We start from the raw sequence: 26,724 nt of genomic DNA, 5'->3' as shown, positions 1-26,724 counted from the left end.
TGCGCGGTCGAACCGCCAGACTCATCCCCCAGGGCATTTGAATCAGGAGCATGTGATGTCTGCGTTGGTTGACCGTTTGGTGGCTCATGTCCTGAGCCTGGAGGTGCGACTGCTGGCTTGTCAGGCGCGGATGACGGCGCGCACTGATCCTGAGGCGCTGCACGATCTGCGCACCACGGTGCGGCGCCTGCGCAGTCTGTTGCGGCCATTGCGCGGTTTGCCGGGTGTCGAGCAATTGGAGGACGCGGCGTCGGCGGTGGGTCAATTGACCACGCCGTGGCGCGATCGTGAAGTGCTGGCCGCGTACCTGCTCGAGCACGGTCAGCCCGAAGCCGCGCAACGGCGCATGGTGCAGATGGCCGAGGCCTACCCGGCGCTGGCGGCGAGTGCCGAGGTGGCGTCGCTGTTGATGATTCTCGACGCCTTTCCACGCTTTCTGCGCGCCTCGCAGCGCCAGGGTTTGCTCAAGGGCCTGGATAAACGCATCGAAAAACGCCTCGGCAAACAATGGAAAAAACTCGACGCGGCCTTGCACGATCCCGCCCACGACCGTCATCGCCTGCGCCTGTTGATCAAGCGCGTGCGCTACGGCATCGAAGCCTATCCTGAGCTTGATCGTCTGCCTGAGGCGGCGTTGCCACGCTTGAAGTCCGCGCAAGGTGCGTTGGGCGACTGGCACGACTGCTGGCAGTGGCTGGCGAAAGCCGAACACGAAGCGGATCTCGAGCCTTGCGTCGCGACATGGCAGGCAACCATGATCAAGGCCGAAATCAAAGCCGACCGCGTGCTCGAAAAACTCATCAGCACCAGCTTCAAATCCTGAGCAACCTCCACCCCTGTAGGAGCTGCCGAAGGCTGCGATCTTTTGATTTTGTCTTTGAAAAACCACATCAAAAGATCGCAGCCTTCGGCAGCTCCTACAGGGAGGGTGTCTGATCTGTCAGCGCATTTGACCGGAATAGACGCTGCGGTGCTGTGCCGGGCTGGTTAAGATCCCTGCATTCCTTTCTCGCTTTCTGAGGTTGCCATGCGCTTTTGCGATCTGCTCGATGCCGTCCGCCGTGATCCGCACGTGACGATTCCCGCCGAATGGGCGCAGGGTCGTGCCAGTTTCGGTGGCCTGGTCGCCGCGCTGCAATACGAAGCCATGCGCGCCAGAGTGCCGGCGGATCGACCGGTGCGTTCGCTGGCGATCACTTTTGTCGGCCCGGTCGAGCCCGAAGTCCCGGTCAGTTTTGAAGTGGACGTGTTGCGCGAAGGCAAAGCGGTCAGCCAGGTGCTGGGCCGCGCCATGCAGAACGGCCAGGTGGTCACGCTGGTACAAGGCAGTTTTGGCGCCTCGCGCCCCTCGGAAGTGGCGATTGCCGCAGAGCCGGCCCCTGAGATGAAGCATTGGGACGACTGTCAGGAACTGCCCTATATCAAAGGCGTGCTGCCGGAATTCATGCGTCACCTGGGCATGCGCTGGACCATCGGCGGTCTGCCGTTTACCGGTAATCCGTCGCGGGAGATGGGCGGTTGGGTACGATTGCGTGGGGATGTGAAGGAAGAACCGGTCACCGAGTCGCACATTCTGGCGTTGGTGGACGCGTGGCCGCCGTCGTTGCTGCCGCACCTGAAGAAACCGGCCATGGGCAGCACGCTGACCTGGACCATCGAATTCGTTCAGCCGTTACGTGAGTTGAACACGCTGGACTGGTGCAAGTACCGCGTTGAAACCGAGTACGCCGCTGACGGCTACGGACATGCCGCCGCGAAACTGTGGAGTGCGCAAGGCGAGTTGATCGCCATGAGCCGCCAGACTGTCACGATCTTCGCCTGAATCAATGCCGGCGATGACGTTCACGCCAGGCGCGCCACCAGCCGCCGCTGAGCAAGAACCGTGGAAAGGTCAGAAACTGTTCGACCAACAAGCGTGATATGGCATCTTTGCGATCACTGAACGGCTCGGAGGCTTGCGCCTCCAGGCTGTGGCCGTGGCGCTGCAGACCCAGCGCCGCAACGATACCGATCACGCCGATGGCGACACTGGCCAGGCTCAGGCTGAACACCCCGGACACGATCAGTAGAAACGCCACGATGAACAGCGGCACGGCAATCAGGTGCAAGACCAGATTGGTCGGATGCTGATGATTGCCCGGGTACGCGCGCCATTGCCACGCGGGAAGGTTGGGGTGACGTTTGCCCATGTTGACTACTCCTCGATCCTTGTTGAACACATGGCTGAAGAATAGGCCCGGGCAAGGAGGGCGGCGAATCAAGGTTGGCTATTGAAGCGATAGGCGTCATCGCAGGATTTGATGTCGTTTCAAATGCCGCCATCGCGGGCAAGCCCGCTCCCACAGTGATCTCCAGTGAACACCGGTTGTGTGAACACCCATGAAACCTGTGGGAGCGGGCTTGCCCGCGATGAGGCCGTCAGAGTTTCAGCTGCCCAATCGCCTTGCTCAACTCCCCCGCCAACGTCGCCAGTTCATTACTGGTGGTCGCCGAATCGACCGTCTGCTGCACGGTGTTCTCGGTCACATCACGAATACTCACCACCGCCCGATTCATTTCCTCGGCGACCTGGCTCTGCTGCTCTGCCGCGACGGCAATCTGCGTGTTGCTTTCGCGCATCTGCGCCACCGCCCCAGTGATTTCCGCCAGTGCTGCGCCAGCCTCCTGCGCTTGCTGCACGCAGTCGTCGGCCTTGTACGAACTCTCCTGCATGAAGTCCACCGCATCACGCGTACCGGCCTGCAATGCCGACACCATCGTGGTGATTTCATCGGTCGAGGCCTGCACGCGTTTCGCCAGGTTGCGCACTTCATCGGCGACCACGGCAAAACCACGGCCCATTTCACCCGCGCGGGCGGCTTCGATGGCGGCGTTGAGGGCCAGAAGGTTGGTCTGCTCGGCGATGCTGTGAATCACGCCGACCACACCGTTGATCTTCTGACTGTCTTCGGCAAGGCGCTGGATCATTTCGGCGGTCTGCTGCACGCCGCTGGAGAGCCCGGCAATCGAATGCTGCACCCGCGCCACCACTTGCTGGCCGCTGCCGGCGAGGCCATCGGCGGTCTGCGACAAATCCCGAGTGGCGCCCGCGTGTTGGGCGATGTGGTAAACCGTGGCGGTCATTTCATTGATCGCTGTGGCGGCCTGATCGGTTTCACTTTGCTGGCCGAGCATGCCGTGGCGCACCTCGTTCATGCTCGACGCCAGCCGCGCGGCGCCGACATCCAGTTGCCGCGCCGTGTTGGCGACGGTGCTGACCACGCGTTGATAACCGGCCTGCATCGCGTTGAACGCATTGGCCATCTGCCCGACCTCATCTTTGCCGACCAAGGGGACGCGGGCGGAGAGGTCGCCGCTCTTTTCAACGTGCAGCATCACGTCTTTCAAGGTGTTGAGCTGGCTGAGCAGAAAACGGATCAGCAACTGCGAAGCGCCGAGCATCGCCAGCATCAGAATGAACACCGCCACCGCGTAGTTGGCAAATCGCTCGCCGAAGACCTGCGTCAGGCTTGGGCCATAGGCGATCACCGCGACTTGCTGGCCGTCGGCGCGGCTGAACACTTCAGCGCCCATCAGCGGATTTTCGCCCAACACTGGCATTGGGTTGATGTCGTTCCAGCCATGGCTGTCGGTGATCTCCAGCAGCGGCTGATCGTTGAGGCGCGGCGCTTCACCGTGCTTGAACGTCAGCACGTGATCGGCCTTGGGCAACGCTTGCCCGGCTGGCCAGGCCATGAGTATTTGCGCCTGGGCTTGAGCCGAGGCTTTGGAGGCGTGACTGCGCGCCTGCTGCTCGAGCTGCACGGCGTACAGCACCAGCAGCAGAGTCGTGACAAAGGCGACCGCGTTGACCGCCCAGAATTTGTATTTCAGCGAGATATTGCTAAGCCAGGCACCCATGGAGGTCTTCTCTGATAGCGGAAACAGCATTGGCAAGGTGCCAGCATTGTGCCGCTATCCAGATATGAAGAACTTGATGCACATCAAAAGACCCCCATCCTGCCACTGTAGGAGTGAGCCTGCTCGCGATGGCGATGGATCAGTCACTGCGATGTTGAATGAGCTGCCGCCATCGCGAGCAGGCTCACTCCGACATTCAGTTTCTGGTGTGTCAGGGGAGTACGGGGAGGTTGTAAAACGCGCGAGCGCAAGCAGTGGTGTGCGCCGCCAGATCGGCTTCGGATTCACCCCGATGCAAGGCCACCTCACGCAGCACTTCAGTCAAATACGCCGGCTCATTGCGACCGTTTTTCGGCTTCGGCCGCAACGTGCGCGGCAGCAAATACGGCGCATCGCTTTCCAGCATCAATCGCCCACGCTTGATCTCTTTGACCAGCGGGTGCAAATGCGTGCCTCGGCGCTCATCGCAGATCCAGCCGGTGATGCCGATGTGCAGATCCAGATCGAGGTAGCTGAACAACGCCTTTTGCTCGCCGGTAAAGCAATGCACCACAGCGGCCGGCAATTGATCGCGGAAGTCTTTGAGTATCTCCAGCAGACGCTGGCTGGCGTCGCGCTCGTGCAGGAACACCGGCATTTGCAGTTCGACGGCCATGGCCAGGTGTTCTTCAAGAACCTTTTCCTGCTGCGCGCGCGGCGAGAAATCGCGGTTGAAATCCAGCCCGCATTCGCCCACCGCGACCACGTTGGTTTCCTTCAGCAAACTGCGCAGACGCCGGGCACTGTCCGCGTTCCAGTCACTGGCCGAATGCGGATGAATACCGGCAGTGGCGAACAGTCGCTGTGCAGAGTCGTCCAGTTGCTGACACAGCTCCAGCGCCTGTTCGCTGCCCTCGACGCTGGTGCCGGTCAACACCAGTTGGCAGACCTCGGCGGCATAGGCGCGATCAAGCACGGCCTGGTGTTTGTCGGCGAAACTTGGGTTGGTCAGGTTGACGCCGATATCGATGAGTTGCATGGTTGCTACCTCGGGCCGAAGGCCGGAAAGCATACCAGAGCTGTAGATTCATAAGAAAAGCCAAGAACTACAACGAGTTATAGCTGTCTTTTGATGCCGCGACGCAGCCCGGTTTGGCAAAACTGCCATCACTGTGCCAGTCTCTCGCACTTTGCCAGCGCTCAGGCGCTCTGTTTTCGTCGGTGATTGACGCCGTTCAGCGGTGGGCTCACCCCGTATTCTTTCCGGAGAGTGGATGATTCGTCCCTCGGTTTTGTTGCTGTTGTGTGGATCGTTGCTGCTGCCGATGACGGCGGTTGCGCGCCTGCCCGGGCCGCTGCAGGCAGTACCGGCCACCAAGGTCCGTGATCTTTCGGAGATTCGCAGCAGCCGCGTCCTGCGCGTGCTGGTCAACCAGAGCCGCAACAGCTCCGGCGAAGTCCAGGGCCAGGCCATCGGTGTCGAATACCATCGCCTGCGCGCCTTCGAGCAATACCTCAATGGCCACGCCCGCGATGGCCAGGAAATCACCCTCAAGATCATTCCCAAAGCCAAGGATCAACTGCTCGGTGCGCTGCAACGCGGCGAGGGCGACCTGGTTGCACCGGGTGAATTGCTCGACCTGCAAGCGGGTTTCGCCGTGGCCAGCAGTGAGCCGATTGCCAGCAACGTGCCGTTGGTACTGGTGGGCATCAAAGGCGAGCGCCGTTACACCAAGGTCGAACAATTGGCCGGCAAGACCCTTGCGTTGCCAACGGGCAGCGCGGCGGGGGAGGCGGTCAGTCAGATCAACCAGAAGCTGGCGCTGCACAAGCTGGCGCCGATCAAGATCGAATGGGTCGACCCGACGCTGGCGGTCGAGGATGTCCTGGAGATGGTGCAGGGCGGTATTTTCCACCTGACCATCGTCGAGCAACCGATTGCCGAGCGTTGGGGCAAGATCCTGCCGAAATTGCGATTTGACCGACAAGTGATGATCAGCGAGCCGGGCGAGGAGTACTGGTTTGTGCGCCGCGATGCGTCGATGCTGCGGGCAAGCATCGACCGCTTCCTGACCGGCTACAAAAAGCCTTCCAACGAAGATGCGGCGTTTTTGCGCATCTATCGGCGTCTCTATCAGGTGCACTATCCCTTGGCCAAGGCTGACCGCCAGCGTCTGGAAAAACTGCGCCCGACCCTGCAAAAACATGCCGATGCACAGAACATGGACTGGCTCAACCTGGCGGCGCTGGCGTTCAAGGAGTCGGCGCTGCAACCCAATGCGCGCAGCGGCAGTGGCCCGACCGGGCTGATGCAGATCACTCCGTCTGCGGCGCAGCGGGTCGGCGTCAACAATATCCAGAATCTCGATGCGAATGTGCAGGCCGGGGCCAAATACCTGGCGATGATCCGGCGCAAGTTCTTCAACAGCCCCAAACTCAATGAACGCGAGCGCATGGCCTTCACCCTGGCCGCGTACAACATCGGGCCGGAGCGGGTCCAGGGCATGCGCGCCGAAGCCCGCAGGCGTGGGCTGAACCCTAATCAATGGTTTTTCCAGGTCGAGCGCATCGCCATGGAGCAGGTGGGAATGGGCGCCGTCAGCTATGTTAATAGCGTGAACAAATACTATTTGGCGTTCGACCGGGAGCGAGAGTCGTTGGAGCCCCGGGGACAGAAAGTTGTCTCACGCAAATGATCAAATAAACTGATTGTTATGGCGGAATATTTGCGCTTTTAACATGAAAATAACTGATTAATATAGCGGCCAACCAACACACATCACTTCTCGCAAAACAAGGAATGCCCCATGAGCTCTCTGATCAACAAGGTTCTGTTCACCCGCGCCGGCTACGGTCTGACCATTCTGCGCATCGCCGTCGGCGTGATCTTCGCCGCCCACGGCTCGCAGAAACTCTTCGGCCTGTTCGGTGGTTACGGTCTGGCGGGGACCGCGCAATACATGGACAGCATCGGTCTGCACCCGGGTTACGTCATGGCCACGCTGGCCGGCGGTACCGAGTTCTTTGCCGGTCTGGCGCTGATCATCGGCCTGCTGGTTCGCCCGGCAGCATTGGGTTTGACCTTTCTTTCGCTGGTGGCCATTTTCACCGTGCACATCGGTAACGGTCTGTTCATGGCCAACAACGGTTACGAATTCGCCCTGGCCCTGCTCGGCGGCAGCCTTGCGGTGCTGATCGAAGGCGCTGGCAAACTCTCGGTGGATCGCGCCATCGCTGGTTGATCCGCAGCTTCAGACAAAAAAATGCCCGTATCGCGAGATACGGGCATTTTTGTTTTTCTGCTGTGTGATATTGCCGCCGTCAGATCAACCGCGGCGACGCAGGGCATCGATACGCGCTTCCAGCGGCGGGTGGCTCATGAACATGCGAGCGAAACCCTGCTTGATGCCACCGTTGATGCCGAACGCATTCAGGGTGTCGGGCATGTGCACCGGCAGACCCTGTTCAGCGCGCAGGCGTTGCAGTGCGCCGATCATTGCGCTGGTGCCGGCCAGGCGGGCACCGGCTTCGTCAGCGCGGAATTCGCGTTTGCGCGAGAACCACATGACGATCGCACTGGCCAGTATGCCCAGTACCAGTTCGGCGAAGATGGTCGCCACGTAGTAGGCAATGCCCTGACCCTCTTCGTTCTTGAAGATCACCTTGTCGACAAAATTGCCGATGATTCGCGCGAAGAACATCACGAAGGTGTTCACCACACCCTGGATCAGCGCCAGGGTAACCATGTCACCGTTGGCGACGTGGCCGATTTCGTGGGCCAGCACGGCTTTCACTTCATCGGGCGAGAAACGCTCGAGCAGGCCCTGGCTGACCGCGACCAACGCGTCGTTCTTGTTCCAGCCGGTCGCAAAGGCGTTGGCCTCGTAGGCCGGGAAAATACCCACTTCGGGCATCTTGATCCCGGCTTCGCGGGACAGTTGCTCAACGGTTTGCAACAGCCATTGCTCATGCCGGGTCCGTGGCTGGCTGATGATCTGAGTGCTGGTGCTCATCTTCGCCATCCACTTGGAGATGAACAGCGAGAACAACGAACCGGCGAAACCAAAGACCGCACAGAAAACCAGCAGCTGATTGAGATTGAGATCAATCCCGTTGGCCGCCATGAACCCGTTGAAGCCGAACAGGCTCAGGGTGATGCTGGCTATCAGCACGACCGCCAGGTTAGTGGCCAAAAACAGCAGGATGCGCATCATGGTTGTAGAAATCTCCTCAAGCTAAAGATGTAGCGTACTGCGGGGTATATAAGGTGCTGCACCGGGCTATTCAACTGAGTGACTATTTCAAACTGTGTCCTACAGCGGATTCTGCGCTGCGCGGTGGATTTCCCACAGCTGACACGGACAGGGACGACAGATAGCCGCGACCCGCCGCCATTACGTCAGACGTTTGTGGGCGGTATGAATCGCAAGTGTAGAAGGCGGGTGAGGGCGGGGGAGGTAGATGTGTTGCTGAATCAGACAGTGCGCAACGTTCGGGCCGTTGCGCACTGCTGGCCAATTACTGGCGGTACGACTTGAGGAAGTTGCCGATGCGGCCGATGGCCATTTCCAGGTCATCGACGCGCGGCAGGGTGACTACGCGGAAGTGATCCGGCCACGGCCAGTTGAACGCGGTGCCTTGCACCACCAGCAGCTTCTCGGAGAGCAGCAGGTCGAGGACGAATTTTTCGTCGTTGTGGATCGGGCAGACCTTCGGGTCAATCCGTGGGAACGCATACAGCGCGCCCATCGGCTTGACGCAGCTGACGCCTGGAATGTCGTTGAGCAATTCCCATGTGCGGTTGCGCTGTTCCAGCAAACGCCCCTGCGGCAGTACCAGGTCATTGATGCTCTGGTAGCCGCCGAGTGCGGTCTGGATCGCATGCTGGCTCGGCACGTTGGCGCACAGGCGCATGTTGGCCAGCATGTCGATGCCTTCGATGTAGCTCTGGGCATTGTGTTTCGGCCCGGAGATGGCGATCCAGCCGGAGCGGAAACCCGCCACGCGGTAGGACTTCGACAGGCCGTTGAAGGTCAGGCACAGCAGGTCCGGCGCCAGCGACGCGGTGCAGATGTGCACGGCATCGTCGTAGAGAATCTTGTCGTAGATTTCATCCGAGAACACCACCAGGTTGTGCGCGCGGGCGATTTCCAGCATGCCCAGCAGCACTTCCTTCGAATACACCGCACCGGTCGGGTTGTTCGGGTTGATGATCACCATGGCTTTGGTGTTCGGAGTGATCTTGGCCTTGATGTCGGCCAGGTCCGGGAACCAGTCGGCGCCTTCGTCGCACAGGTAATGCACGGCGTTACCACCGGCCAGGCTTACCGCTGCGGTCCACAACGGATAATCCGGGGCTGGCACCAGTACTTCGTCGCCGTTGTTGAGCAGCGCCTGCAGCGACATCACGATCAGCTCGGACACGCCGTTGCCCAGGTAAATGTCTTCGATGCCGACACCTTCGACATTTTTCTGCTGGTAGTACTGCATCACCGCCTTGCGCGCGCTGAACAGGCCTTTGGAGTCGCTGTAGCCTTGCGCGGTCGGCAGGTTGCGGATCACGTCCTGAAGAATTTCCTCCGGCGCCTCGAAACCAAACGGCGCCGGGTTGCCGATATTCAGCTTGAGGATGCGCTGGCCTTCCTCTTCCAGTCGTTTGGCGTGCTTGAGCACCGGGCCGCGAATGTCGTAGCAGACGTTGGCGAGCTTGTTCGATTTGCTGAACTGCATGGCGATGTGATCCCGAAAATGAACGATCCAGACGGCGGATGGACAACCGTACTGGGATTCCTGTGTCTTGCCACAGGCGGAGGTCTTGAGCCGCAGCGCCCAGAATCCGTTTGAATGCGCCCGGTCTGGCTGCCAGACTGGCACGTGACGAGGCGCAATCATACGTGCCGCCCGATCCGTGGAAAAGGTACAGATCGGGCTTTTTCAGCCGCTGAGGTGTGATGATGGAAAAGTTGGAAAAAACCCTGGAAGAATGGAAAGCCATGCTCGACCCGCAGCAATACGAGGTTTGCCGCCTCAGTGCGACCGAGCGACCGTTCTCCGGCAAATACAACGCCACCAAAACCGACGGTGTCTATCACTGTATCTGCTGCAATGAACCGTTGTTCGATTCCACGACCAAGTTCGACTCCGGTTGTGGCTGGCCGAGCTTCTACGCGCCGATCGGCGAGAGCGCCATGACCGAAATCCGTGACACCACCCACGGCATGATCCGCACGGAAGTGAAGTGCGCCCGCTGCAATGCGCACCTGGGCCACGTCTTCCCGGACGGCCCACCGCCGACCGGCCTGCGTTATTGCATCAATTCGGTGTGCCTGAACCTCGAACCACGCGAATAACCGGTATCCCCTGTAGGAACTGCCGAAGGCTGCGATCTGTTGATGTTGTTTTTAAGACAAGATCAACAAATCGCAGCCTTCGGCAGCTCCTACAGGGGGGGGATTTGATTAATTAAATTGCACACAATTTAATTGCTCGCTATGTTTGGCTTTTCCCGATTTTTACGCGGAGCACCACGCCATGAGCGACAACCTGCTGAACATCCCGTGCACCACCATCAAGGGTGAGCAAAAGACTCTGGCCGACTTCGCCGGCAAAGCGGTGCTGGTCGTCAACACCGCGAGCAAGTGCGGTTTCACCCCGCAATACAAAGGTCTTGAACAACTGTGGCAGACCTACAAGGATCAAGGCCTGATGGTGCTGGGCTTTCCGTGCAATCAGTTCGGCAAGCAGGAACCAGGTAACGAAGGCGCGATCAGTGAATTCTGCGAGCTGAATTTCGGCGTCAGCTTCCCGCTGTTCAAGAAAATCGACGTCAACGGTGCCGACGCGCATCCGCTGTTTGTGCAACTGAAAAAACGCGCACCGGGCGTGCTCGGCTCCCAGGGCATCAAGTGGAACTTCACCAAGTTCCTGATCGGCAAGGACGGCCAGTTGGTCAAGCGCTTCGCCCCGACCACCAAGCCGCAGGACCTGAGTCGCGAGATCGAAGCCCTGCTCAAATGAACAGCCTGTCGGTCGATTCAATGAAGCTCGACAGCCAGTTGTGCTTCAAGTTGTACGCCGCCTCCCGCGCGGTAATTCGTGCCTACAAGCCGATGCTCGATCAACTCGGCCTGACCTATCCGCAATACCTGGCGATGCTGGTGTTGTGGGAATGGCAGGACAGCGCGCCCGGGCAACCGACGGTCAAGGCCTTGGGCGAGCGGCTGGCGCTGGATTCCGGCACGCTGACGCCGCTGCTCAAGCGGCTGCAACAGTTGCAACTGGTGCAGCGTCAACGCTCGCTGCGTGACGAGCGAGAAGTGCATCTGAGCCTGACATCGGCGGGGCTTGCACTGCGCGAGCAGGTCGGGCCGCTCAAGGCCCGATTGCTGTGTGACAGCGGCGTCGATCTGGATCGGCTCAACGATTTGCGCGACGGCCTCGATCATCTGCTGGGGCAAATCAAAGCGCTGTCGTAGTCGGGATCCACAGATCGAGCAGCGCCGCCAGTTCTTCGCGGCGAAACGGTTTGGCCAGGTAGTCGCTCATGCCGGCGGCCCGGCAACGCTCGCGCTCCTCGGACATGGCGTTGGCGGTCAGCGCGACAATCGGCAGATTCGGCCAGCGCCCGCTCTGGCGGATCTGCCGGCTGGCTTCGTAGCCGTCCATCACCGGCATGTTGCAGTCCATCAGCACCAGGTCGAATGGGTGAAACTCCAGTTGATCCAGCGCTTCGGCACCGTGGGCTGCAACCACGACATCGCAGCCGAGTTTGCCGAGCATGCCTTTGGCGACCAGTTGATTGACCGGGTTGTCCTCGACCAGCAGCACCCGCCCGCGTCGCAGTGATGGCGAGGTTTCAAGGCGCGCGTCGTTGATCGTGGTGACGTCCGGTTGCAATGTTCTGCGCAGGTTCTGATACAGCGCGTTGCGTGCCAGCGGTCGCGCCTGTTGTTGCAACGGTGCGAGCGCTGCGGCTTCTTCGCTGGGCAGGAAGCTGCCGTAGGCCGTGACCAGCAGAATCGGCGCGCTCAGGGTCGGGCGCAGGCCGAACAGGCATTCCGGGCAGTCGGTGATCAGCACGTCCGGGCTCAGGCCGAGCAGCGAGTCGTCAATCGTGCGCTGCTCATATTCCAGCCCCCACGCCGGCAACAAGCTCTTGAGTAGCTCGGCCAGGCCACTGCTGCCCGCAGTGATCGCGAGGACTTTGCCGTGCAGCGGTGCCGGCGCGACGGCGCGCGTGTGGCAGGGCAGCGGCAGTTCGGCGCAAAACTGGCTGCCGAAACCCGCTTCGGAACTGATCGTCAGCCGCCCCTGCATGGCTTCGCAGAGGTTATAGGTCAGCGCCAGACCCAACCCGGTGCCACCGTACTGACGGGTAATGCCGGCGCCGGCCTGAGTGAACGGCTGGAAGATTTTCACCTGGGCGTCCTGCGCGATGCCGATCCCGGTGTCGCAGACTTCGATGCGCACGCCGTCCTTGATCGCTGACAAACGCACGTCGACTCGCCCGAAACGGGTGAATTTCAACGCGTTGGACAGCAGGTTGCTGACGATCTGCCGCACCCGGGTCGGATCGCCCAGCACCAGCGCAGGAAATTGCGGATCGACCAGGCAGGTCAGTTCGACACTCGGCGCCGCGTTCTGCGACAGCAGATTGGCGGTGTCCTCGACCAGTGAGCCAAGATCGAATGGAATGTGCTCAAGCTCCAGTTGCCCGGCGTCGAATTTCGACAGGTCGAGAATATCGTTGAGCAACTCCACCAGCACTTTGCCCGAGTCATGGGCAATCGACAGTTGTTGCTGCTGCTCGGCATTCAACGGGCCATCCAGCGACAGCGCGATCATCCCCAGCAAGCCGTTGAGCGGCGTACGGATCTCATGGCTCATGTTGGCCAGAAACGCCGAACGCGCTTCGGCCATGTCGAGCGCGGTGCTACGCGCGACTTCCAGTTCCTGATTGGACTGGCTGAGCCGGGCATTGATGGCTTTCAGTTCGGCGGTCCGCGAGGACACGATGTTTTCCAGTTGGCCGAGATAGTCGGTCAGACGGTTTTCGGCGTTGCGCCGCTGCTGGATTTCCGTGGCAATGTTTTCGAACTGTTGATTGGCGACCTTGACCAGCACGCCAATCTCGTCGTTGGCGTGCCCGCCCGGGCATTCCAGCGTGGTCGGCTCGGCACTGCGCGGGTCGCGCCCGCTGAGCTCGCGGATCACCCGCACCAGCGGCTTGGTCAGCATCACATAGAACAACGCGAGCAGAATGCCGGTGAGGATCAGGCTGCGGGCAAAACCGTTGAGCAGGGTGATTTCCGCACGGCGCAAAAAGCGACTGCCGAAAGCATACGTGTCGACTTCCAGGCTCAAGACACCCAGTGATTCGGCAGGCAAGTGATCGAGATAGAGGCGGTCCTCGAACTGGCGCTTGGCGCCGAACAGAAAATCGCTGATCACCCGATAGCCGCTTTGCAATTCCGGGCGTTTGACGCTGGCCAGCACGGTATTGTTGTTGTCGGTCAGTTGCGCGGAGATGATCGCCGGTGAGCGCAGCAGGCCGAGCGTGAGCTCCTGCGCCAGTTCAGCGTCGATGTTGTAGGCGATGCGTGACGCCGGATTGTGGCTGATTTCCAGCAAAGACAGGATTTCACGGTTGATGGAGGCGTCTTCGCTGGCATAATCGATGCCGATTTGCAGCAGGCTGAGCAGCGTGCCCAGAATGAACCCGACCAGCACAGTGAGCTTGGCTTGCTTGTATGACAGCCGGTGGGTGAATTTGATATCCATGGGGTGTTGAACCACTTCCGTTTCCTTTCGCTGCTCAAGCATAGTCGATCATGTAGGGCTACCGAGGTTCCCGAATCGCCTTGTAACAAGGCCTGAGGCGGTGGATTGAAGTCTGTGTGACGTCGCTGGATCGCCATCATCACTGTGAACGTGCCCGAGGAGAAGACGTGGATTCCCGATTGAATGCTTTTCTTGAACGCGCCGAGTCGGTCCTGGCGCGGATCGAACCGTTGTTGCCGGCACCCCGTCCGGTGATCGACTGGGGCACTTGCCTGGCCGCACGCTGGCAGCGTGACGGCCGCAGCGGTTATCTGCTGCCGCTGGAAGTCAGCCTCGACATGCGCCTGTCCGACCTGATCGGCGTCGACCGTCAGCTCGAACAACTGGGCCGCAATACCCAGCAATTCCTTGACGGCATGCCGGCCAACCACGCCTTGCTGTGGGGCTCGCGCGGCACCGGGAAGTCCTCGCTGGTGCGCGCACTGCTGGCCGAGCACGCTGCGGCGGGCCTGCGCCTGATCGAGATCGAGCGCGATCACCTGGCAGACTTGCCGCGAGTGGTCGAGCAGATCGGCAAATTGCCGCAGCGCTTTGTGTTGTTCTGCGATGACCTGTCGTTTGAATCCGGCGAAGGCGATTACCGCGTATTGAAAAGCGTGCTTGATGGCTCGCTGGAACAGGCACCGGACAACGTCTTGTTGTACGCCACCTCGAACCGCCGCCACCTGGTGCCGGAGAAGGAAAGCGACAACGAAAACTGGAAACGCGTCGACGGCGAATTGCACCCCAGCGAAGCGGTGGAAGACAAAATCGCACTGTCGGATCGCTTTGGCCTGTGGCTGTCGTTCTACCCGTTTACTCAAGAACACTTCCTCGACGTTGTTGAACACTGGATCGGCCAGTTGGCTGCCAAAGCCAACCTGAGCTGGCAGCGCGACGAAGAGCTGGACATCCTCGCCGTGCGTTGGGCCACCGGCCGCGGCAATCGCAATGGACGTTGCGCGTACCAATTCGCCCGTTACTGGGTGGGACTGAAATTGTTGGAGCACAAGGCATGATTGATTTGCAACAAAGCGGCCAGGGCCTCGAAGGCTATGGCATGTTGGCCGCACAACTGGAATCGCTGCTGGCGGACGAGCGCGATTTCATCGCCAACGCCGCGCAGTTTTCGGCGTTCCTGTTCAACCAGCTCGATGACCTGAACTGGGCCGGTTTCTACCTCAACCGCAATGAAGAACTGGTGCTCGGCCCGTTTCAGGGGCAGATCGCCTGTGTGCGCATTCCGTTCGGTCGTGGGGTGTGTGGCGCTGCTGCTGCAACCCTGCAAACGCAACGGGTTGAAGACGTTCACGCGTTTGCCGGCCATATCGCCTGCGACAGCGCGTCGAACAGCGAGCTGGTGGTGCCACTGGTCAAGGACGGTCGGCTGATCGGTGTACTCGACCTCGACAGCCCGAAGCTGGCGCGTTTCGGCGCCGACGACCAAGCCGGTATCGAGCAACTGGCCGCAATCTTCCTGCGCCTGACCGACTGCTGATCACCTTGAAAGGCCAGCCTTGCGTAGCAGGCCGGCCGGCTCCACCGCATCGATCTGCTGTGGATCGAGAAAGCGCGTGGCGTATTGCAGGTACACGCCTTCGTTGATGAACAGCCCGAACAGCTCGGCATCGATGTGCGCCTCATGGCTCATCGTCGCCATGATGTTCAACGCTTCGCTCAAGGACTTGGCCTTCTTGTACGGCCGGTCCGCCGCCGTCAGCGCTTCGAAAATATCGGCAATCGCCATCATCCGCGCCGGCAGGCTCATCTCTTCGCGCTTCAAGCGTTTTGGATAACCGCTGCCGTCCATTTTTTCGTGATGACCGCCGGCGATTTCGGCGACGCTGTCCAGGTGCCCGGGGAAGGGCAAATGGCTGAGCATCAGGATCGTCTGCACCATGTGGTGATTGATGATGTAGCGTTCTTCGCGCGTCAGCGTGCCGCGACTGATGCTCAGGTTATACAGCTCGCCACGATTGTATTTATAGCGCGGCACATCCAGTTTGAAACCCCATGGATTGTCTTCGGGAATCACCTCGCCGGGATCGCGTTCGAGCAGGTGCTCGGGCTTGTCCGTCAGGAGGTTTTCGCGGACCGGCAACGTCGGTGCCGGCGTGTGTGCCTGACGACGGTTTTCCTCCCATGACACACCCAGACGGTCGTCCAGGGTACGCATCCAGGTGCGTTGGGCCAGCTTATTGAGTCGCAGTAGATCGGCTTCGGCCATCGCCTCGCTGCCCAGATTGCAGCGCGCAACAAACGCGAAGTCTTCGTCCAGTGCCGTCAGCGTGGCGTCGCGCCGTTCGCTCAGTTGCGCCTCGTCACCGCCGTTGGCCAGCGCTTGCCAATAGCTGATCCAGGCATCGCGCTTGAGGACTTCGAAACGGGTGCGGATTTCATGGATGCGGTCGTTGATGGTTTCCAGTTTGGTGGCTTTGTCGACCACGTACTCCGGCGTCGTGACCTTGCCGCAATCGTGCAGCCACGCGGCGATATGCAGCGCCTCCCATTCATCCTCACTGGGCTGGTAAGCCTTGAACGCAGGTGCCTGACTGGCAGCAGCGGCTTGGGCAAGCATCAGCGTCAGTTCCGGTACTCGCTGGCAATGTCCGCCGGTGTAGGGGCTTTTGGCGTCGATGGCGCCGGCGAGCAATTGAATGAACGCATCCAGTAACTGTTTCTGTTTGGCCTGCAAGCGCTGACTTTCAATGCTGACGGCCGCGGCGCCGGACACCGCTTGCAAAAAGGCGATACGGTCAGGCAGCAGTTTTTCCAGATCGGCCGCGTTGCCGCTGTCGTTCACCAGCAGGACCAACAGGCCGATGGTTTCGTTGTGTCGATTACGCAGGCGGATACCGATCAGGTGCACGCGCGGCGACGACATCGCCAGCAGGACTTTCTGCAGATCATCAGCCTGCTCGAACCCCAGGTTACTCACGACATTGTCGGCGCTGGCCAGTTGCTGAAACCACGCCGGGCCCTCAGGCGCTTGCAGGTCTCGGCCCGCAATGTCGAAGGGTTCAAGCGTTTGCTCAGTACCGTCAATCACCAGCCCGTAAGGCTCCATGCGATTGCCGTCACTTTCGCGCAAATAGATCAGCCCGGCCTGGGCCTGGGCGATCTGCACGGTTTCGAACAGCACCCGTTGCAGCAACGGCGCGAAGCGGGTCTCGGCGCACAGGCTGTCGGTAATGCGGAAGAAACTGGCCAGGGTGTCTTTCATTCGCGCCATCGACACACTCAACTGATCGACTTCAAGCACTGGCGAACGCCGCGCCAGTGGAAAGTTGAAATCGAAACTGCGGATCGCGTCGGCCTCTTTCACCAGCGCGCGCAGGGGTTTGACCAGCAGCCGTGAAATCAGCCAGCCCAGAGGCAGGCACAGCAACAAGGTCGCCAGCGTTATCAGCGCACCTTGCCAGCGCATGCGGTAAGCATCGACCAGCAATTCGTCTTCCGGCACCAACAGCGCCAGTTGCAAGCCCTTCGGCCCGCCTTCCTGCATGCTGCTGCGGGCGACGATCCATTGCCGACCGTCGGCCTGCAGACGACGGCCCTGCTGGGCGCCGGACAACAGCGCGTGCAGGCTCGGGCTCAGGTCAGTCACTTTGGCCAGCCGCGCGGTACGGTCATCGACAATCAATCGGCTGCTGTCGGGGTAGGCGACGGCATTGCCATCAGCATCGAACAGGGCGATTTCGGTGGCCGGCGTCACCACGTGTTTGGTCAGGGTGGCGGACAGTGCTTCAAGTGTCAGGTCGGCGGCGATAACGGCGTTTTCGCCGCTGCGCCGGGCGAGGGTGGTGCCAACGTTGTGAGTCGAGAAAAACACGTAGGGTTCGGTGGTGATCTGCTCGGCTTGCTGGCGCGCACTTGTAAACCAGGCGCGACCGCGTGGGTCGTAGGTGTCGCCGGGGTTGTCGAGACGGCTGAGGGCGGTCAGAGACTGATCGAAGAACAGCGATTGCGAGTGCGCCTCGCCGTCGGCGCCATGCTCGATGCTCCAGACCTGATAAGCCGCTGCATCCGGTGCCTTGAGCAGGGTCTTCAGCGCGGCGGAGCGCAGTGGGCGCACCATGAAGAAATCGCCATTGGCATAACCCAGGTACAGCGAGGCAAGGTCGGGGTTGTCGGTGAGCGACTGGCTGAACGGCTTGAGCAACGGCAGGCGCTGCTCAAGGTGCAGCGCCTGAGTGGCCGGATTGTCCGCCAGCAGGCTCAACAGGTGGCGGATCGGTTGATAGGTGGCGTGCAGGTCGACCCGCACATCCTGTTCGATACGGTTGAACAGCTTTTCGCTGCTCGACAGGATGATCTGCGTGGTCTGCCGGTAATTGAACAGGCCGAGGATCACCCCAGTGAGCAACAACAGAAAGGTGAACATGACGCTGATGTGCACATGCAGAGGGAAACGGCGTTGTTCCGGGTGTCGTTCCGGGCGCAGTGGGCTGGGCATTTCGACGTCTCCATGATGTTTACTCACTGCTCAGCGCCCAAGCATAGTTAAGGCAAAGTCATTCTGCCTTGGTCGGTCAATGCCAATTGTTGCTGCAAGGCGTGCTCCAGTTCGAGCATCACTCGGTTGCTGGCCGCACACCGTCGGGCGATCTCGTCTTTGGCCAACGCTTGCGTACAGGCTTGCTCAAGGGCTTCGCAACTTTCGATCACGCGCGAGGCTTGAGCGATGCGCGCAGCGCCCTTGATCTTGTGCGCGACCAAGGCTAACGCCTGGCAATCATTGTGTGGCGACAGCGCGAGCAGCTCCTCCCGATCCAGGCGGCTGCTTTTCAACAGTTCGGCCAGCAGTCGTCGGCTCTGCTCGGGGTTGCCGCCGGTCAGCATATTCAGGCTTTGCAGGTTGAACACGGCTGACGCCGTTGCAGGCGTGACGTTGTCGACCCATTGGCTCAATTGGCTCAGGCTCAAGGGTTTGAACAGGCAGTCGTCCATGCCTGCTTGTTTGCAGCGTTGTATTTCTTCGGGTTGCGCGTTGGCCGTGAAGCCCAGCACCACGCAGGGCGTGCGGCGGTTCTGCAGCTCATGCTGGCGAATTGCGCGAGTCAGTTCATAACCGTTCATCAACGGCATGTTGCAGTCGACGATCACCAGATCAAATTGGCCATCCCTCCACAGGTCGAGTCCGCTGCTGCCATTCTCGGCGACACTGAAGCGGTGGCCGAGGAACTCCAGTTGCTGGCACATCAACAGGCGATTGGCCGGGTGATCGTCGACCACCAGGACATTCAGCGGCGTCAGCGAAGTCTTGATGGCAGGCTCGGTCTTTCGCGTGCTGACTTCGGCCGGCAAGGTTTCCAGTGGCAACGAAACAGACACTTGAGTGCCGATGCCGGGATGGCTGCTCAGTTGCAGCTTGCCACCCATCATCTCGCACAGGTTGCGACTGATCACCAGGCCCAGGCCGGCGCCGCTGCGGCTTTGTGGCCCGCTGTTCTCCGCCTGGGCAAAGGGTTCGAACAGGCGCTGTTGGTCTTCGGCGCTGATGCCGACGCCACTGTCCTGAACGCTCAGTTGCATGAGCGAGCGTGCCGGGTCGTCGGTGGTCATCAGGTCCAGGGTGATTCTGATCTGCCCCAGCTCGGTAAACTTGATCGCGTTGCTGATCAGATTCGACAGCACCTGCTTGAAACGCAAAGGGTCCAGATGTATGTCCACCGCCAGCTCCGGCGGATTGACGGCCAGGTGCAGTGAGAGGCTTTTCTGCCGGGCGAGGCCGTCGAAGATTCGCGTGACAGACGCCACCGTCTCCACCAGATTGACCCGCTCCGGGCACAGGCTCAGGCGTCCTGACTCGATTCGCGCGATGTCCAGAATGTCGCCGATCAGGCCCAGCAGGTCTTTGGCCGAGTGGTAGGCGGTGTCGATCGAAGAACGGTCCGGGTGCTGTTGATCCATGCGCTTGAGCGTCAGCTCGAGCATGCCGATCACGGCATTCATCGGTGTGCGGATCTCATGGCTCATCGTCGCCAGAAAAGTGCTCTTGGCACGGTTGGCATCATCCGCATGTTCCTTGGCCGTGCGCAGCTCTTCAAACAATTGGCGGCGTTCGCTGATGTCGATCCAGCCGCCGATGATGCCTTGTACGTCACCGCTGGAGTCGCGATACGGCAGGATCCAGTGATAGATCGTCAGGCGCCGGTTACCGATGTGCAGCGGTCGGTCGAGCACCAGCGGAATGCCCTCGGCCACCACGCGCTGGTAATCCGCCTGAAACGCCTGCGCTTCGAAGGCGTTGCTCAGAGAGCCATTCATCACGCTTTTGCCGATGACGTCTTCGCGTCTGGCATTGAAGGCTTCAAGGTAGCTGTCATTGCAGCTCTGCAGCAGGCCCTGGCGATCGCGAACGTAGATCGGATGCGGTGTGCCGTTGACCAGTGAGCGCATGAATTCGTATTGATCGTTGAGCGCGCGTTCAGCTGCCTGACGCTGTTTGATCTGCCGACGCATGTAGGCATTCCAGGCCAGCAACAGCAGCAAGAGCAGGCAGGCGCCGATGATCACTTGGTAGAACAGGCGCTGATAGTTGCGCCAGGTGTTCTGCGAGGCGGTTGCATACCCGCGCCAACGCCCGTTGATCACCCCGAGTTCTTCAGGCGCGATGCTCAGCAAGGCTTTGTTGATGATCGAGCCCAGCTCGGTATTGTCGCGCGCTGTGGCCAGCGAAAAGGCTGCCTGACCGGTACCGATGGTGGTGGTGATTTGCAGTGCGCGTTCGAAAATGCGCGACGAGATGAAGTAATTGGCGATCACCAGCGAGTTCACCGCGCCGTCGACATGACCCTCGGCCAATAGCGAGACCGCGCTGAAGGTGTCTGCCGTTTCGATCAGGTGAATGCGCGGAAAGTCCCGGCGCAAGTATTCGACCATCGGATTGCCTTGCGCGATCGCCAGTTGCTTGCCTTTGAGCTGACCCAGATTGGTGGGGCTGTCGGCGCTTTTACGGGTCAGCAAAACGTAGGAGTTTTCCAGGTAGGGGCGACTGAAATTCAGGGTTTCTTCGCGCTCGGCGGTTGGCAGCAGCGCGGCAATCAGGTCGGCCTGATGGTTGTCGATCTGTTTGACCATCTCGGCATCGTTGCGGCTACGGCGGACCTCGAAACGCAGGCCGGTGCGCAGGCGGATCAGTTCGAGCAGGTCGGCGCTGATGCCGCGAAAATTGCCGTCGCTGTCGAAGAATGTCAGCGGCGCGTAGGCCTCGTTGACCACTACGCTGACCACCGGATGGCGTTTGATCCAGGTCTCTTCGCGCTGACTCAGTTGCAACTTCTGGTCAGTGAGCAAAAGGTCGCTGCCGGCGCTCCAGCGTTTGGCAATATTTTCGCGTTCGTTGCGCGGAACCGCCTTGAGCACGGAATTGATGACGCCCAGCAACTGCGGATTATTGCGGCGTACGGCGAAACTGAAGCCTTGGGCTTCCTGCTTGCCGAAGTTGGCCATGCGCACGTTGTTCAGGTAACCCTTGTTGATCATGTAATGCGTTGAGAGGGTGTCGCCGAGAAACACATCGGCCTGATCGAACGCGACGGCGTTGAGCGCATTCTGGTAGGACGGGTAGCAGGTGATCAGCGCCTTGGGATACAGCGCCTTGACCTCGGCCAGCGGCAGGTAGTGATAGACCATGCTCAGGCGCAGACCTGCCAGGCCTTCGCTCAGTGAGCGGGTTTCGCCTTCGCGGGTGACGAGCACAGGTTGATCAATGGCATAGGGTTCGGACAGTGCGAGGTTGGCGTTGCCGGCCTCGAAACCGTTGGCGGTACCGAGCATGTCCACTTGCCCGTCGACCAGCGCACGAATCGCCGCGTCCCGCGAGGGGAAGCGCTGAATGCGGATCGGCAGCCCGGTGGCGTTGCTCAGCAATCCCGCGTAGTCGGCGGTCAGCCCCTCGTAATCACGGCCGCTGACGGTCATGTCAAAGGGCGGGTAATCGGGGGCGGAGGTGCCCAGTATCAGTTCGCGACGAGTTTGCAGCCATTGGTGTTGCGACGGTTCCAGCGGCACCGATACGGGTTCGCTTGCCGAGCGACTGAGCAACGCATAGTGCGGCGACGTGGTAAATACGGCGAAGGCGCTGGTGCTCAACAACAGACCGGCACTCAAGGCAATCAAATAGCGCGTTAAACGACTGGGCATGCTGGCTCTCACACGAGTGCGTTACGTTTGGCCATCTCGATAAGTTCTACAAGGGATTTGGCTTTGAGTTTTTGCATCAAGCGTTTCTTGTAGGTGCTGACGGTCTTGTTACTCAGAAACATGCCCTTGGCGATTTCCTTGTTGGTACGCCCCTGGGCAAATAACTGCAATACCATAAGTTCACGGTCATTGACGGATTTGAACAGTTCGAGTTCGGCGTAGCGGATGTCATCAGGACGAACCGGATTCAAAGCCTGGCTGGGGAAATAGTTGTAACCGGAAAGTACTGCCTTGATTGCACTGACCAGTTCACTCAAGTCCTCTTGTTTACAGACATACCCCGATGCACCGGACTGCATGCAACGAATGCCGAACAGGGTTGGGCATTGCGCAGTGAGAACCAGGGTTTTCAACGAAGAACCCATGGCGTTGAACCGGGCGAGGACTTCGAGGCCATCGAGCTTGGGAATGCTGATGTCGAGAATGATCAGGTCGGGCAGGCATTCGCGCACCATTTGCATGGCATCGACCCCATTATCGGTTTCGCCAACGACCTTGTAGCCTTCATGTTCCAGCAGCATTCGAACAGCAAGACGGATGACCGGGTGATCGTCGACAATAAAAACGGAGTTCATAATCAAATCCCATACAAGCACGAATAAAGCGCGCACCTTAGCTCAGATGTATGAGCGCTCGTATGAGTGGGTATGGCTCAAGGTGCGTTATCGGATTATTCCTACAATTAATGAGGAAGAGGACTACGGGCGATTAGGTCTGATGTAAGGAAGTGCAGGTTTTTTTAATTGTTTTTGAGGATTGGCGTCGTTGCGAGAGTTTGACTTCGATGCGCCTGTGAAGTGTGTTTAATGTTATTGCTACAGGCGCTTTTTATTTGTTCACCCAACCGGCCACAAGGCCGGTTGAGTGCCAGAGGTCAATGACTGGAACGTCCGGTCATTTCCAGCGCCATGTCGCTGGCATAGCTGTCGGTCATGCCGGCGATAAAGTCGATCATGCGCAGAAACGAGGCGTGTAACGAACCCTGTGGATCAGGGGCGTTATTGCCCAGCAAATCGAGGATGCGCCGGCTTTTGAACGACGGCGTACGCCCATTGTGTTGTTCCAGCGCGGCACCACAGAACGAATTGAGCAGAATTTCCAGCGTCGTGTAAGCGCCGATTTCGTGCAGGGTTTTGCGCTTGTCCTGAAAGATCTTCTTGCGGGCGATGTCCTTGGCGTTCAATACACAACGCTTGGCCGGGCCATGCATGTGCTCCACCAGATCGCCGTGCAGCGTGCCGGCGAGCAAGGCATCCTGCTGTTCGACAAAGGCGCGCGCCGCCGCGTTGGTCAGGTGCTCGATGGCCTTGCCGCGCAGAATCGCCAGTTTGCGCCGCCGTGAATCCTGAGGGCCGAGCTGGCGGTAGGTTTCCGGCAGATCGTCGCCCACCAGGCCGAGCAGCAGCGATTCGACTTCGGCGTATTCCAGCAACTCCATTTCGAGGCCGTCTTCGAGGTCGATCAGTGCATAGCAGATGTCGTCAGCCGCCTCCATCAGGTACACCAGCGGATGGCGCGCCCAGCGCTGGTCTTCGATTTGCGGCAGGCCGAGTTTGTGGGCGATCTGCTCAAGCAACGGCAGTTCGCTCTGATAGCAGCCGAACTTGTGTTTCTTGTAGCCGAGGGAGTCGGCGTGGCGCGCGGTCCACGGGTACTTGAGGTAAGTGCCGAGGGTGGCGTAGGTCAGTCGCGTACCGCCGTCGAACTGGTGATACTCCAGTTGCGTGAGTACGCGGAATCCCTGAGCGTTGCCTTCGAAATTAAGAAAATCGCCGCGCTCGGCTTCGCTCATGCCGTCCAGCCAGCCGCGCCCGGCAGCCTGTTGAAACCAATGGCGGATCGCGTCTTCGCCGGAATGGCCGAAAGGCGGATTGCCGATGTCGTGGGCCAGGCAAGCCGATTGCACGACCATGCCCAGATCGGCCGGATCGCACCATTCGGGCAGGGCGCTGCGCAGGGTTTCACCGACGCGCATGCCCAGCGAACGGCCGACGCAACTGACTTCCAGTGAGTGGGTCAGGCGCGTGTGGATGTGATCGTTGCTGGTGACCGGGTGCACTTGGGTCTTGCGTCCCAGGCGCCGAAACGCACCGGAAAAAATGATGCGGTCATGGTCTTTGTGAAAAGGGCTGCGGCCGAGTTCTTGCGGGCTGTGCAGTGGCTTTCCGAGGCGTTCGCGGTTGAGCAGGGTCTGCCAATCCAAGGCTGATTCTCTCCGTCTGGTGACTGATGCCCTAGCTTCCCGGTTCAGCCCTGCACCTGCAAGCGGAACTACAGGCCGGCCGCATCAATATCGATCAGCAGTAACCGTTCACCATTATCGAAAAACTGTCCGGCCGTGAGGCAATACTGATTGCTGGTGGCATCGCGGTAGGTGTTCGATAGCGTCAGGCGGCGTTCTTCCCAGCCTTCGGCGAGCAGATGATAGAAGTACGGGCGCCACGACCAGTTGTGCCCCAGATAACGGTTGTCAGCGACCCAGCCGTTCTGCCGCCATTCCAGGTTCGGCGTCAGTTGCGTGCCGTGCCGGTCGCATTGATAAAAACGCAGCAGCCATGGAAACGCATCCAGTTGCGGCAATGCACTCAAGGGGGCGCGGGCCTGAGCCCAGGCTTGCAGAATCGCCATCAGCTCGCCAAGTTGCTGGCGCATCTGCATCAGTCGCCCGCGTTCGGTGAGTTTTTGCCGGACATAACGTTGGCGCAGCTCAGCGAAGCGTTGGACGAAAGCATCGGCGGCGAAGAAATCTTGCTGGGCGCGTGCGAACAGAAAACCCTGCACATAACGTGAACCGCACTCCAACGCAAAATTCAGTTGTGCTTCGGTCTCGACACCTTCGGCAATGATCCAGCAGCCGGTCTTCTCGGCCATCTGCGCAAGCGCTTTGACCACGTCACTACTGGGCCCGCCCAACGCGGCAGCCTGGAACAGGCGCATATCGAGTTTGAGGATATCCGGCTGCAGCGCCAGCACGCGATCAAGCTGCGAATAGCCGGCGCCAAAATCATCAATCGCGATTCTCGCTCCCGCCTGACGATAACGCGCGACCACTTCGGCCAGGCGCTGATCATTGCCGCCCAGTTCGGTGATTTCGAAAACGATGCGCTGCGCATCGACACCGTGCCGGGCCAGTTGCTTGAGGCTCGGCAGGGCTTGATCGGGACGCAGACGACTGATCCAGCGTGGCGACATGTTAAGACTGAGGAACCAGTCGGCCGGCGCTTCATGCAGACGGCTCAAGGCGTTGTCACGGATTTGCCGGTCGAGGCGGCGCAAGGCGACGGCCGGCGTGCGCGGGTCGGCGAAAAGCGGCCCGACAGAATTCAGTTGACCATCAGCCTGACGCAGGCGACCCAATGCTTCAACGCCTGCGATGCGTCCGGTGGCGGTGTCGATGAAAGGCTGAAAGCAGGCGAGCGGTTGCCCGTCGATCACGGGGCCTCCTTAGTCGTTCTTGTTCTGGTTGAACCCTGTCGACCGGGTAGGCAGGCAGGATTGAACCTCTGGATAAGAGGTTCATCCCGTCGGTATTGCAAGAATGTAGCCAGATGCGTCAGCTCAACGCTTGCCCGAGTTCTGCATGACCAGTTTGATCAATGGTCCCAGGCTGGTGCCGAGGCGGATCAGCCGGGTCAGACCACCGGCGCCGCCGCTTTTCGCGCCTTTGCCCGTGATGAACCCCAGCAGCGTCACCGCGGCCACGCCCCACAGCGGCGCGTGCTTTATGCCGAAGCCGCCCTGCAGGTTCTGCGACATCCCGCGCATGCGCTGCAACGGTTGCAGCACTTGCGCGGTTTCGTGGCGGATTTCCTGACGGTGCATTTCCATGCGCAGACGGATCAATGCCTTGCGCATTTCCCGGCGCGAACCGTTGTGTGGAAGTTGAGGCAGGCTCATGGCAACAGGCGCTCCCGGTCGTTGGCCAGCTCTTCGAGCGTGCCGTGGAAGGGTGAGGACTCATCGAAAATTGCTGCCTTGAGGCGCAGCCCGCAGAAGATCGAGGCCAAGGTATAGAACACACAAAGGCCAATGATCGCGGCAAGGCGATAGGTGTCCCAGAAGATGATCATCACCAAAGTCGATAAGCCCACCAGCAACAACAGGGCAAAGACCAAGGCCAGGCCTGCGAACAGCAACAGGCTGACCGTACGGGATTTCTGCTCCTGCAATTCGATGCCGAACAATTCGACATGGCTGTGCAGCAAACCCAGAACAGCGGCGCCCAGGCGCCGCGTGGAGGAGGCGGTGCCCGCAGTCGGGCCGGATTCACCGATCGACATAATCAGCGCCGAGTGGCCAGCAGGCCGATCAGGAAACCGACACCGGCAGCGATGCCGACCGATTGCCAAGGATTGGCCGACACATAATCTTCAGTGGCGGTCACGGCCGCCTGACCGCGTTCGCGAACGGTCTCTTCGGTCAGCTTCAGGGTTTCGCGCGCGCGCAGCAGGCTGTCGTGGATCTGCTCGCGCAGTTCATCTGCCTGATCGCCGGCCAGGGTGGCGGTGTGCTCGAGCAACCGTTCGGTGTCGGCGACCAAAGTCTGGAAGTCGTTCATGAGGATTTCTTGAGCAGTCTTTGCCTTGATGCTGGCCATGGGTGGATCTCCGTAAGTGGCGTCTGAAGCGTTCGAGTATGAGCCTTGCGCGAAGGTTCAGTACAAATGACTGGTACAACTTTTGCTGTGTCGTGGTGCGTCGCCCGGCCGCTGTGCGCTGTTGCCGGGCGTGCATGCTTGAAAACCTTAACTCAAATAATCCCGGTACGTGTCAGGACATCGACCTCGTGCGCCAAAGCAGTTCACTGGGCATTCGATTC

23 protein-coding genes are annotated in these 26,724 nt (G+C 60.0%); 9 read left to right on the top strand and 14 right to left on the bottom strand.

The genetic code is table 11. From position 1 onward, the window contains the following. Nucleotides 1-55: 55 nt before the first annotated feature. Nucleotides 56-823: a CHAD domain-containing protein gene (locus ACQ4MY_RS21980; protein WP_440096446.1), complete on the top strand. Its 768-nt coding sequence runs from the start codon at nucleotides 56-58 to the stop codon at nucleotides 821-823. 204 nt (nucleotides 824-1,027) lie between these two features. Further along, entirely contained in the window at nucleotides 1,028-1,822 is a 795-nt protein-coding gene (locus ACQ4MY_RS21975; RefSeq protein ID WP_440096445.1) for an acyl-CoA thioesterase, read from the top strand. 1 nt (nucleotide 1,823) lies between these two features. Here the strand turns inward: ACQ4MY_RS21975 and ACQ4MY_RS21970 are convergent, their stop codons facing one another. From ACQ4MY_RS21970 to ACQ4MY_RS21960, 3 genes are all read right to left on the bottom strand, one after another. Then, nucleotides 1,824-2,189, bottom strand: coding sequence for a terminase (locus ACQ4MY_RS21970; protein WP_440096444.1), 366 nt, complete (start codon nucleotides 2,187-2,189; stop codon nucleotides 1,824-1,826). A 229-nt stretch (nucleotides 2,190-2,418) separates the two neighbouring features. Continuing rightward, the gene (locus ACQ4MY_RS21965; protein WP_008079890.1) at nucleotides 2,419-3,900 is read right to left on the bottom strand and encodes a methyl-accepting chemotaxis protein; all 1,482 of its coding nucleotides are present in this window, start codon (nucleotides 3,898-3,900) and stop codon (nucleotides 2,419-2,421) included. A gap of 211 nt (nucleotides 3,901-4,111) precedes the next feature. Continuing rightward, nucleotides 4,112-4,918 (bottom strand): TatD family hydrolase, encoded by an 807-nt coding sequence (locus ACQ4MY_RS21960; RefSeq protein ID WP_440096443.1) that lies wholly within the window; start codon nucleotides 4,916-4,918, stop codon nucleotides 4,112-4,114. A 235-nt stretch (nucleotides 4,919-5,153) separates the two neighbouring features. On the opposite strand from ACQ4MY_RS21960, the gene ACQ4MY_RS21955 reads away from it, so the two are divergent. Continuing rightward, a complete protein-coding gene (locus tag ACQ4MY_RS21955) occupies nucleotides 5,154-6,575 on the top strand; it encodes a transglycosylase SLT domain-containing protein (RefSeq protein ID WP_008079892.1) in 1,422 nt (473 codons plus the stop codon). Nucleotides 6,576-6,686: 111 nt separating this feature from the next. Next, nucleotides 6,687-7,121, top strand: a complete 435-nt coding sequence (locus ACQ4MY_RS21950) for a DoxX family protein (RefSeq protein WP_008079893.1) — start codon at nucleotides 6,687-6,689, stop codon at nucleotides 7,119-7,121. Between the two features lie 84 nt (nucleotides 7,122-7,205). On the opposite strand, the gene htpX is transcribed toward ACQ4MY_RS21950, so the two are convergent. Together htpX and ACQ4MY_RS21940 are read right to left on the bottom strand one after the other, a co-directional pair. Then, the gene (gene htpX, locus ACQ4MY_RS21945; RefSeq protein WP_008079894.1) at nucleotides 7,206-8,093 is read right to left on the bottom strand and encodes a protease HtpX; all 888 of its coding nucleotides are present in this window, start codon (nucleotides 8,091-8,093) and stop codon (nucleotides 7,206-7,208) included. Between the two features lie 304 nt (nucleotides 8,094-8,397). Further along, nucleotides 8,398-9,609 carry a pyridoxal phosphate-dependent aminotransferase gene (locus ACQ4MY_RS21940; RefSeq protein WP_008079895.1) on the bottom strand — a complete coding sequence of 404 codons (1,212 nt, stop codon included), beginning with the start codon at nucleotides 9,607-9,609 and terminating at the stop codon, nucleotides 8,398-8,400. 224 nt (nucleotides 9,610-9,833) lie between these two features. Between ACQ4MY_RS21940 and msrB the strand changes: the two genes are divergently transcribed. The 3 genes from msrB to ACQ4MY_RS21925 all read left to right on the top strand — a co-directional run bounded on the left by msrB (nucleotide 9,834) and on the right by ACQ4MY_RS21925 (nucleotide 11,354). Further along, a complete protein-coding gene (msrB, locus tag ACQ4MY_RS21935) occupies nucleotides 9,834-10,229 on the top strand; it encodes a peptide-methionine (R)-S-oxide reductase MsrB (protein ID WP_440096442.1) in 396 nt (131 codons plus the stop codon). A 181-nt stretch (nucleotides 10,230-10,410) separates the two neighbouring features. Beyond that, nucleotides 10,411-10,896, top strand: a complete 486-nt coding sequence (locus ACQ4MY_RS21930) for a glutathione peroxidase (RefSeq protein ID WP_440096441.1) — start codon at nucleotides 10,411-10,413, stop codon at nucleotides 10,894-10,896. Next, nucleotides 10,893-11,354 (top strand): MarR family winged helix-turn-helix transcriptional regulator, encoded by a 462-nt coding sequence (locus ACQ4MY_RS21925; RefSeq protein ID WP_440096440.1) that lies wholly within the window; start codon nucleotides 10,893-10,895, stop codon nucleotides 11,352-11,354. The genes ACQ4MY_RS21930 and ACQ4MY_RS21925 overlap by 4 nt, the downstream gene beginning before the upstream one ends. On the opposite strand, the gene ACQ4MY_RS21920 is transcribed toward ACQ4MY_RS21925, so the two are convergent. Continuing rightward, complete coding sequence (locus tag ACQ4MY_RS21920) at nucleotides 11,338-13,659, bottom strand: response regulator (RefSeq protein WP_440096439.1); 2,322 nt, start codon at nucleotides 13,657-13,659, stop codon at nucleotides 11,338-11,340. The genes ACQ4MY_RS21925 and ACQ4MY_RS21920 overlap by 17 nt on opposite strands. Nucleotides 13,660-13,826: 167 nt before the next feature. Between ACQ4MY_RS21920 and ACQ4MY_RS21915 the strand changes: the two genes are divergently transcribed. Both ACQ4MY_RS21915 and ACQ4MY_RS21910 read left to right on the top strand, forming a co-directional pair. Next, nucleotides 13,827-14,717, top strand: a complete 891-nt coding sequence (locus tag ACQ4MY_RS21915) for an ATP-binding protein (protein ID WP_008079900.1) — start codon at nucleotides 13,827-13,829, stop codon at nucleotides 14,715-14,717. Next, nucleotides 14,714-15,196: a GAF domain-containing protein gene (locus ACQ4MY_RS21910; RefSeq protein WP_158831697.1), complete on the top strand. Its 483-nt coding sequence runs from the start codon at nucleotides 14,714-14,716 to the stop codon at nucleotides 15,194-15,196. Before ACQ4MY_RS21915 ends, ACQ4MY_RS21910 begins: the two co-directional genes overlap by 4 nt. Here ACQ4MY_RS21910 and ACQ4MY_RS21905 read toward each other — a convergent pair whose 3' ends face one another. The 8 genes from ACQ4MY_RS21905 to ACQ4MY_RS21870 all read right to left on the bottom strand — a co-directional run bounded on the left by ACQ4MY_RS21905 (nucleotide 15,197) and on the right by ACQ4MY_RS21870 (nucleotide 26,503). Then, nucleotides 15,197-18,154, bottom strand: coding sequence for an HD domain-containing phosphohydrolase (locus ACQ4MY_RS21905; protein WP_440096438.1), 2,958 nt, complete (start codon nucleotides 18,152-18,154; stop codon nucleotides 15,197-15,199). Nucleotides 18,155-18,201: 47 nt separating this feature from the next. After that, the gene (locus tag ACQ4MY_RS21900) at nucleotides 18,202-21,846 is read right to left on the bottom strand and encodes a transporter substrate-binding domain-containing protein (RefSeq protein WP_440096437.1); all 3,645 of its coding nucleotides are present in this window, start codon (nucleotides 21,844-21,846) and stop codon (nucleotides 18,202-18,204) included. An 8-nt stretch (nucleotides 21,847-21,854) separates the two neighbouring features. Beyond that, on the bottom strand, nucleotides 21,855-22,481 hold the full coding sequence (locus tag ACQ4MY_RS21895) for a response regulator transcription factor (protein ID WP_008079905.1): 627 nt from the start codon (nucleotides 22,479-22,481) through the stop codon (nucleotides 21,855-21,857). Nucleotides 22,482-22,780: 299 nt separating this feature from the next. Next, complete coding sequence (locus ACQ4MY_RS21890; RefSeq protein WP_440096436.1) at nucleotides 22,781-24,109, bottom strand: deoxyguanosinetriphosphate triphosphohydrolase; 1,329 nt, start codon at nucleotides 24,107-24,109, stop codon at nucleotides 22,781-22,783. Nucleotides 24,110-24,177: 68 nt separating this feature from the next. Further along, nucleotides 24,178-25,341, bottom strand: coding sequence for an EAL domain-containing protein (locus ACQ4MY_RS21885; protein ID WP_440096435.1), 1,164 nt, complete (start codon nucleotides 25,339-25,341; stop codon nucleotides 24,178-24,180). 123 nt (nucleotides 25,342-25,464) lie between these two features. Further along, nucleotides 25,465-25,803, bottom strand: a complete 339-nt coding sequence (locus ACQ4MY_RS21880) for a hypothetical protein (protein ID WP_008079908.1) — start codon at nucleotides 25,801-25,803, stop codon at nucleotides 25,465-25,467. After that, entirely contained in the window at nucleotides 25,800-26,186 is a 387-nt protein-coding gene (locus tag ACQ4MY_RS21875) for a phage holin family protein (protein WP_008079909.1), read from the bottom strand. Before ACQ4MY_RS21875 ends, ACQ4MY_RS21880 begins: the two co-directional genes overlap by 4 nt. A 2-nt stretch (nucleotides 26,187-26,188) precedes the next feature. After that, nucleotides 26,189-26,503, bottom strand: a complete 315-nt coding sequence (locus ACQ4MY_RS21870) for a DUF883 family protein (RefSeq protein ID WP_008079910.1) — start codon at nucleotides 26,501-26,503, stop codon at nucleotides 26,189-26,191. Nucleotides 26,504-26,724 lie beyond the last annotated feature (221 nt).

It is taken from the genome of Pseudomonas sp. SM4 (assembly GCF_051913165.1).
In the GTDB taxonomy this organism is placed as follows: Bacteria; Pseudomonadota; Gammaproteobacteria; order Pseudomonadales; family Pseudomonadaceae; genus Aquipseudomonas.
This window is presented reverse-complemented; position numbering and strand designations above follow the sequence as displayed.

Coding starts and splice junctions, on each gene's coding strand:
- ACQ4MY_RS21980 (WP_440096446.1), top strand. CDS start 56: ATGTCTGCGTTGGTTGACCGTTTGGTGGCTCATGTCCTGAGCCTGGAG.
- ACQ4MY_RS21975 (WP_440096445.1), top strand. CDS start 1,028: ATGCGCTTTTGCGATCTGCTCGATGCCGTCCGCCGTGATCCGCACGTG.
- ACQ4MY_RS21970 (WP_440096444.1), bottom strand. CDS start 2,189: ATGGGCAAACGTCACCCCAACCTTCCCGCGTGGCAATGGCGCGCGTAC.
- ACQ4MY_RS21965 (WP_008079890.1), bottom strand. CDS start 3,900: ATGGGTGCCTGGCTTAGCAATATCTCGCTGAAATACAAATTCTGGGCG.
- ACQ4MY_RS21960 (WP_440096443.1), bottom strand. CDS start 4,918: ATGCAACTCATCGATATCGGCGTCAACCTGACCAACCCAAGTTTCGCC.
- ACQ4MY_RS21955 (WP_008079892.1), top strand. CDS start 5,154: ATGATTCGTCCCTCGGTTTTGTTGCTGTTGTGTGGATCGTTGCTGCTG.
- ACQ4MY_RS21950 (WP_008079893.1), top strand. CDS start 6,687: ATGAGCTCTCTGATCAACAAGGTTCTGTTCACCCGCGCCGGCTACGGT.
- htpX (WP_008079894.1), bottom strand. CDS start 8,093: ATGATGCGCATCCTGCTGTTTTTGGCCACTAACCTGGCGGTCGTGCTG.
- ACQ4MY_RS21940 (WP_008079895.1), bottom strand. CDS start 9,609: ATGCAGTTCAGCAAATCGAACAAGCTCGCCAACGTCTGCTACGACATT.
- msrB (WP_440096442.1), top strand. CDS start 9,834: ATGGAAAAGTTGGAAAAAACCCTGGAAGAATGGAAAGCCATGCTCGAC.
- ACQ4MY_RS21930 (WP_440096441.1), top strand. CDS start 10,411: ATGAGCGACAACCTGCTGAACATCCCGTGCACCACCATCAAGGGTGAG.
- ACQ4MY_RS21925 (WP_440096440.1), top strand. CDS start 10,893: ATGAACAGCCTGTCGGTCGATTCAATGAAGCTCGACAGCCAGTTGTGC.
- ACQ4MY_RS21920 (WP_440096439.1), bottom strand. CDS start 13,659: ATGGATATCAAATTCACCCACCGGCTGTCATACAAGCAAGCCAAGCTC.
- ACQ4MY_RS21910 (WP_158831697.1), top strand. CDS start 14,714: ATGATTGATTTGCAACAAAGCGGCCAGGGCCTCGAAGGCTATGGCATG.
- ACQ4MY_RS21905 (WP_440096438.1), bottom strand. CDS start 18,154: ATGCCCAGCCCACTGCGCCCGGAACGACACCCGGAACAACGCCGTTTC.
- ACQ4MY_RS21900 (WP_440096437.1), bottom strand. CDS start 21,846: ATGCCCAGTCGTTTAACGCGCTATTTGATTGCCTTGAGTGCCGGTCTG.
- ACQ4MY_RS21895 (WP_008079905.1), bottom strand. CDS start 22,481: ATGAACTCCGTTTTTATTGTCGACGATCACCCGGTCATCCGTCTTGCT.
- ACQ4MY_RS21880 (WP_008079908.1), bottom strand. CDS start 25,803: ATGAGCCTGCCTCAACTTCCACACAACGGTTCGCGCCGGGAAATGCGC.
- ACQ4MY_RS21875 (WP_008079909.1), bottom strand. CDS start 26,186: ATGTCGATCGGTGAATCCGGCCCGACTGCGGGCACCGCCTCCTCCACG.
- ACQ4MY_RS21870 (WP_008079910.1), bottom strand. CDS start 26,503: ATGGCCAGCATCAAGGCAAAGACTGCTCAAGAAATCCTCATGAACGAC.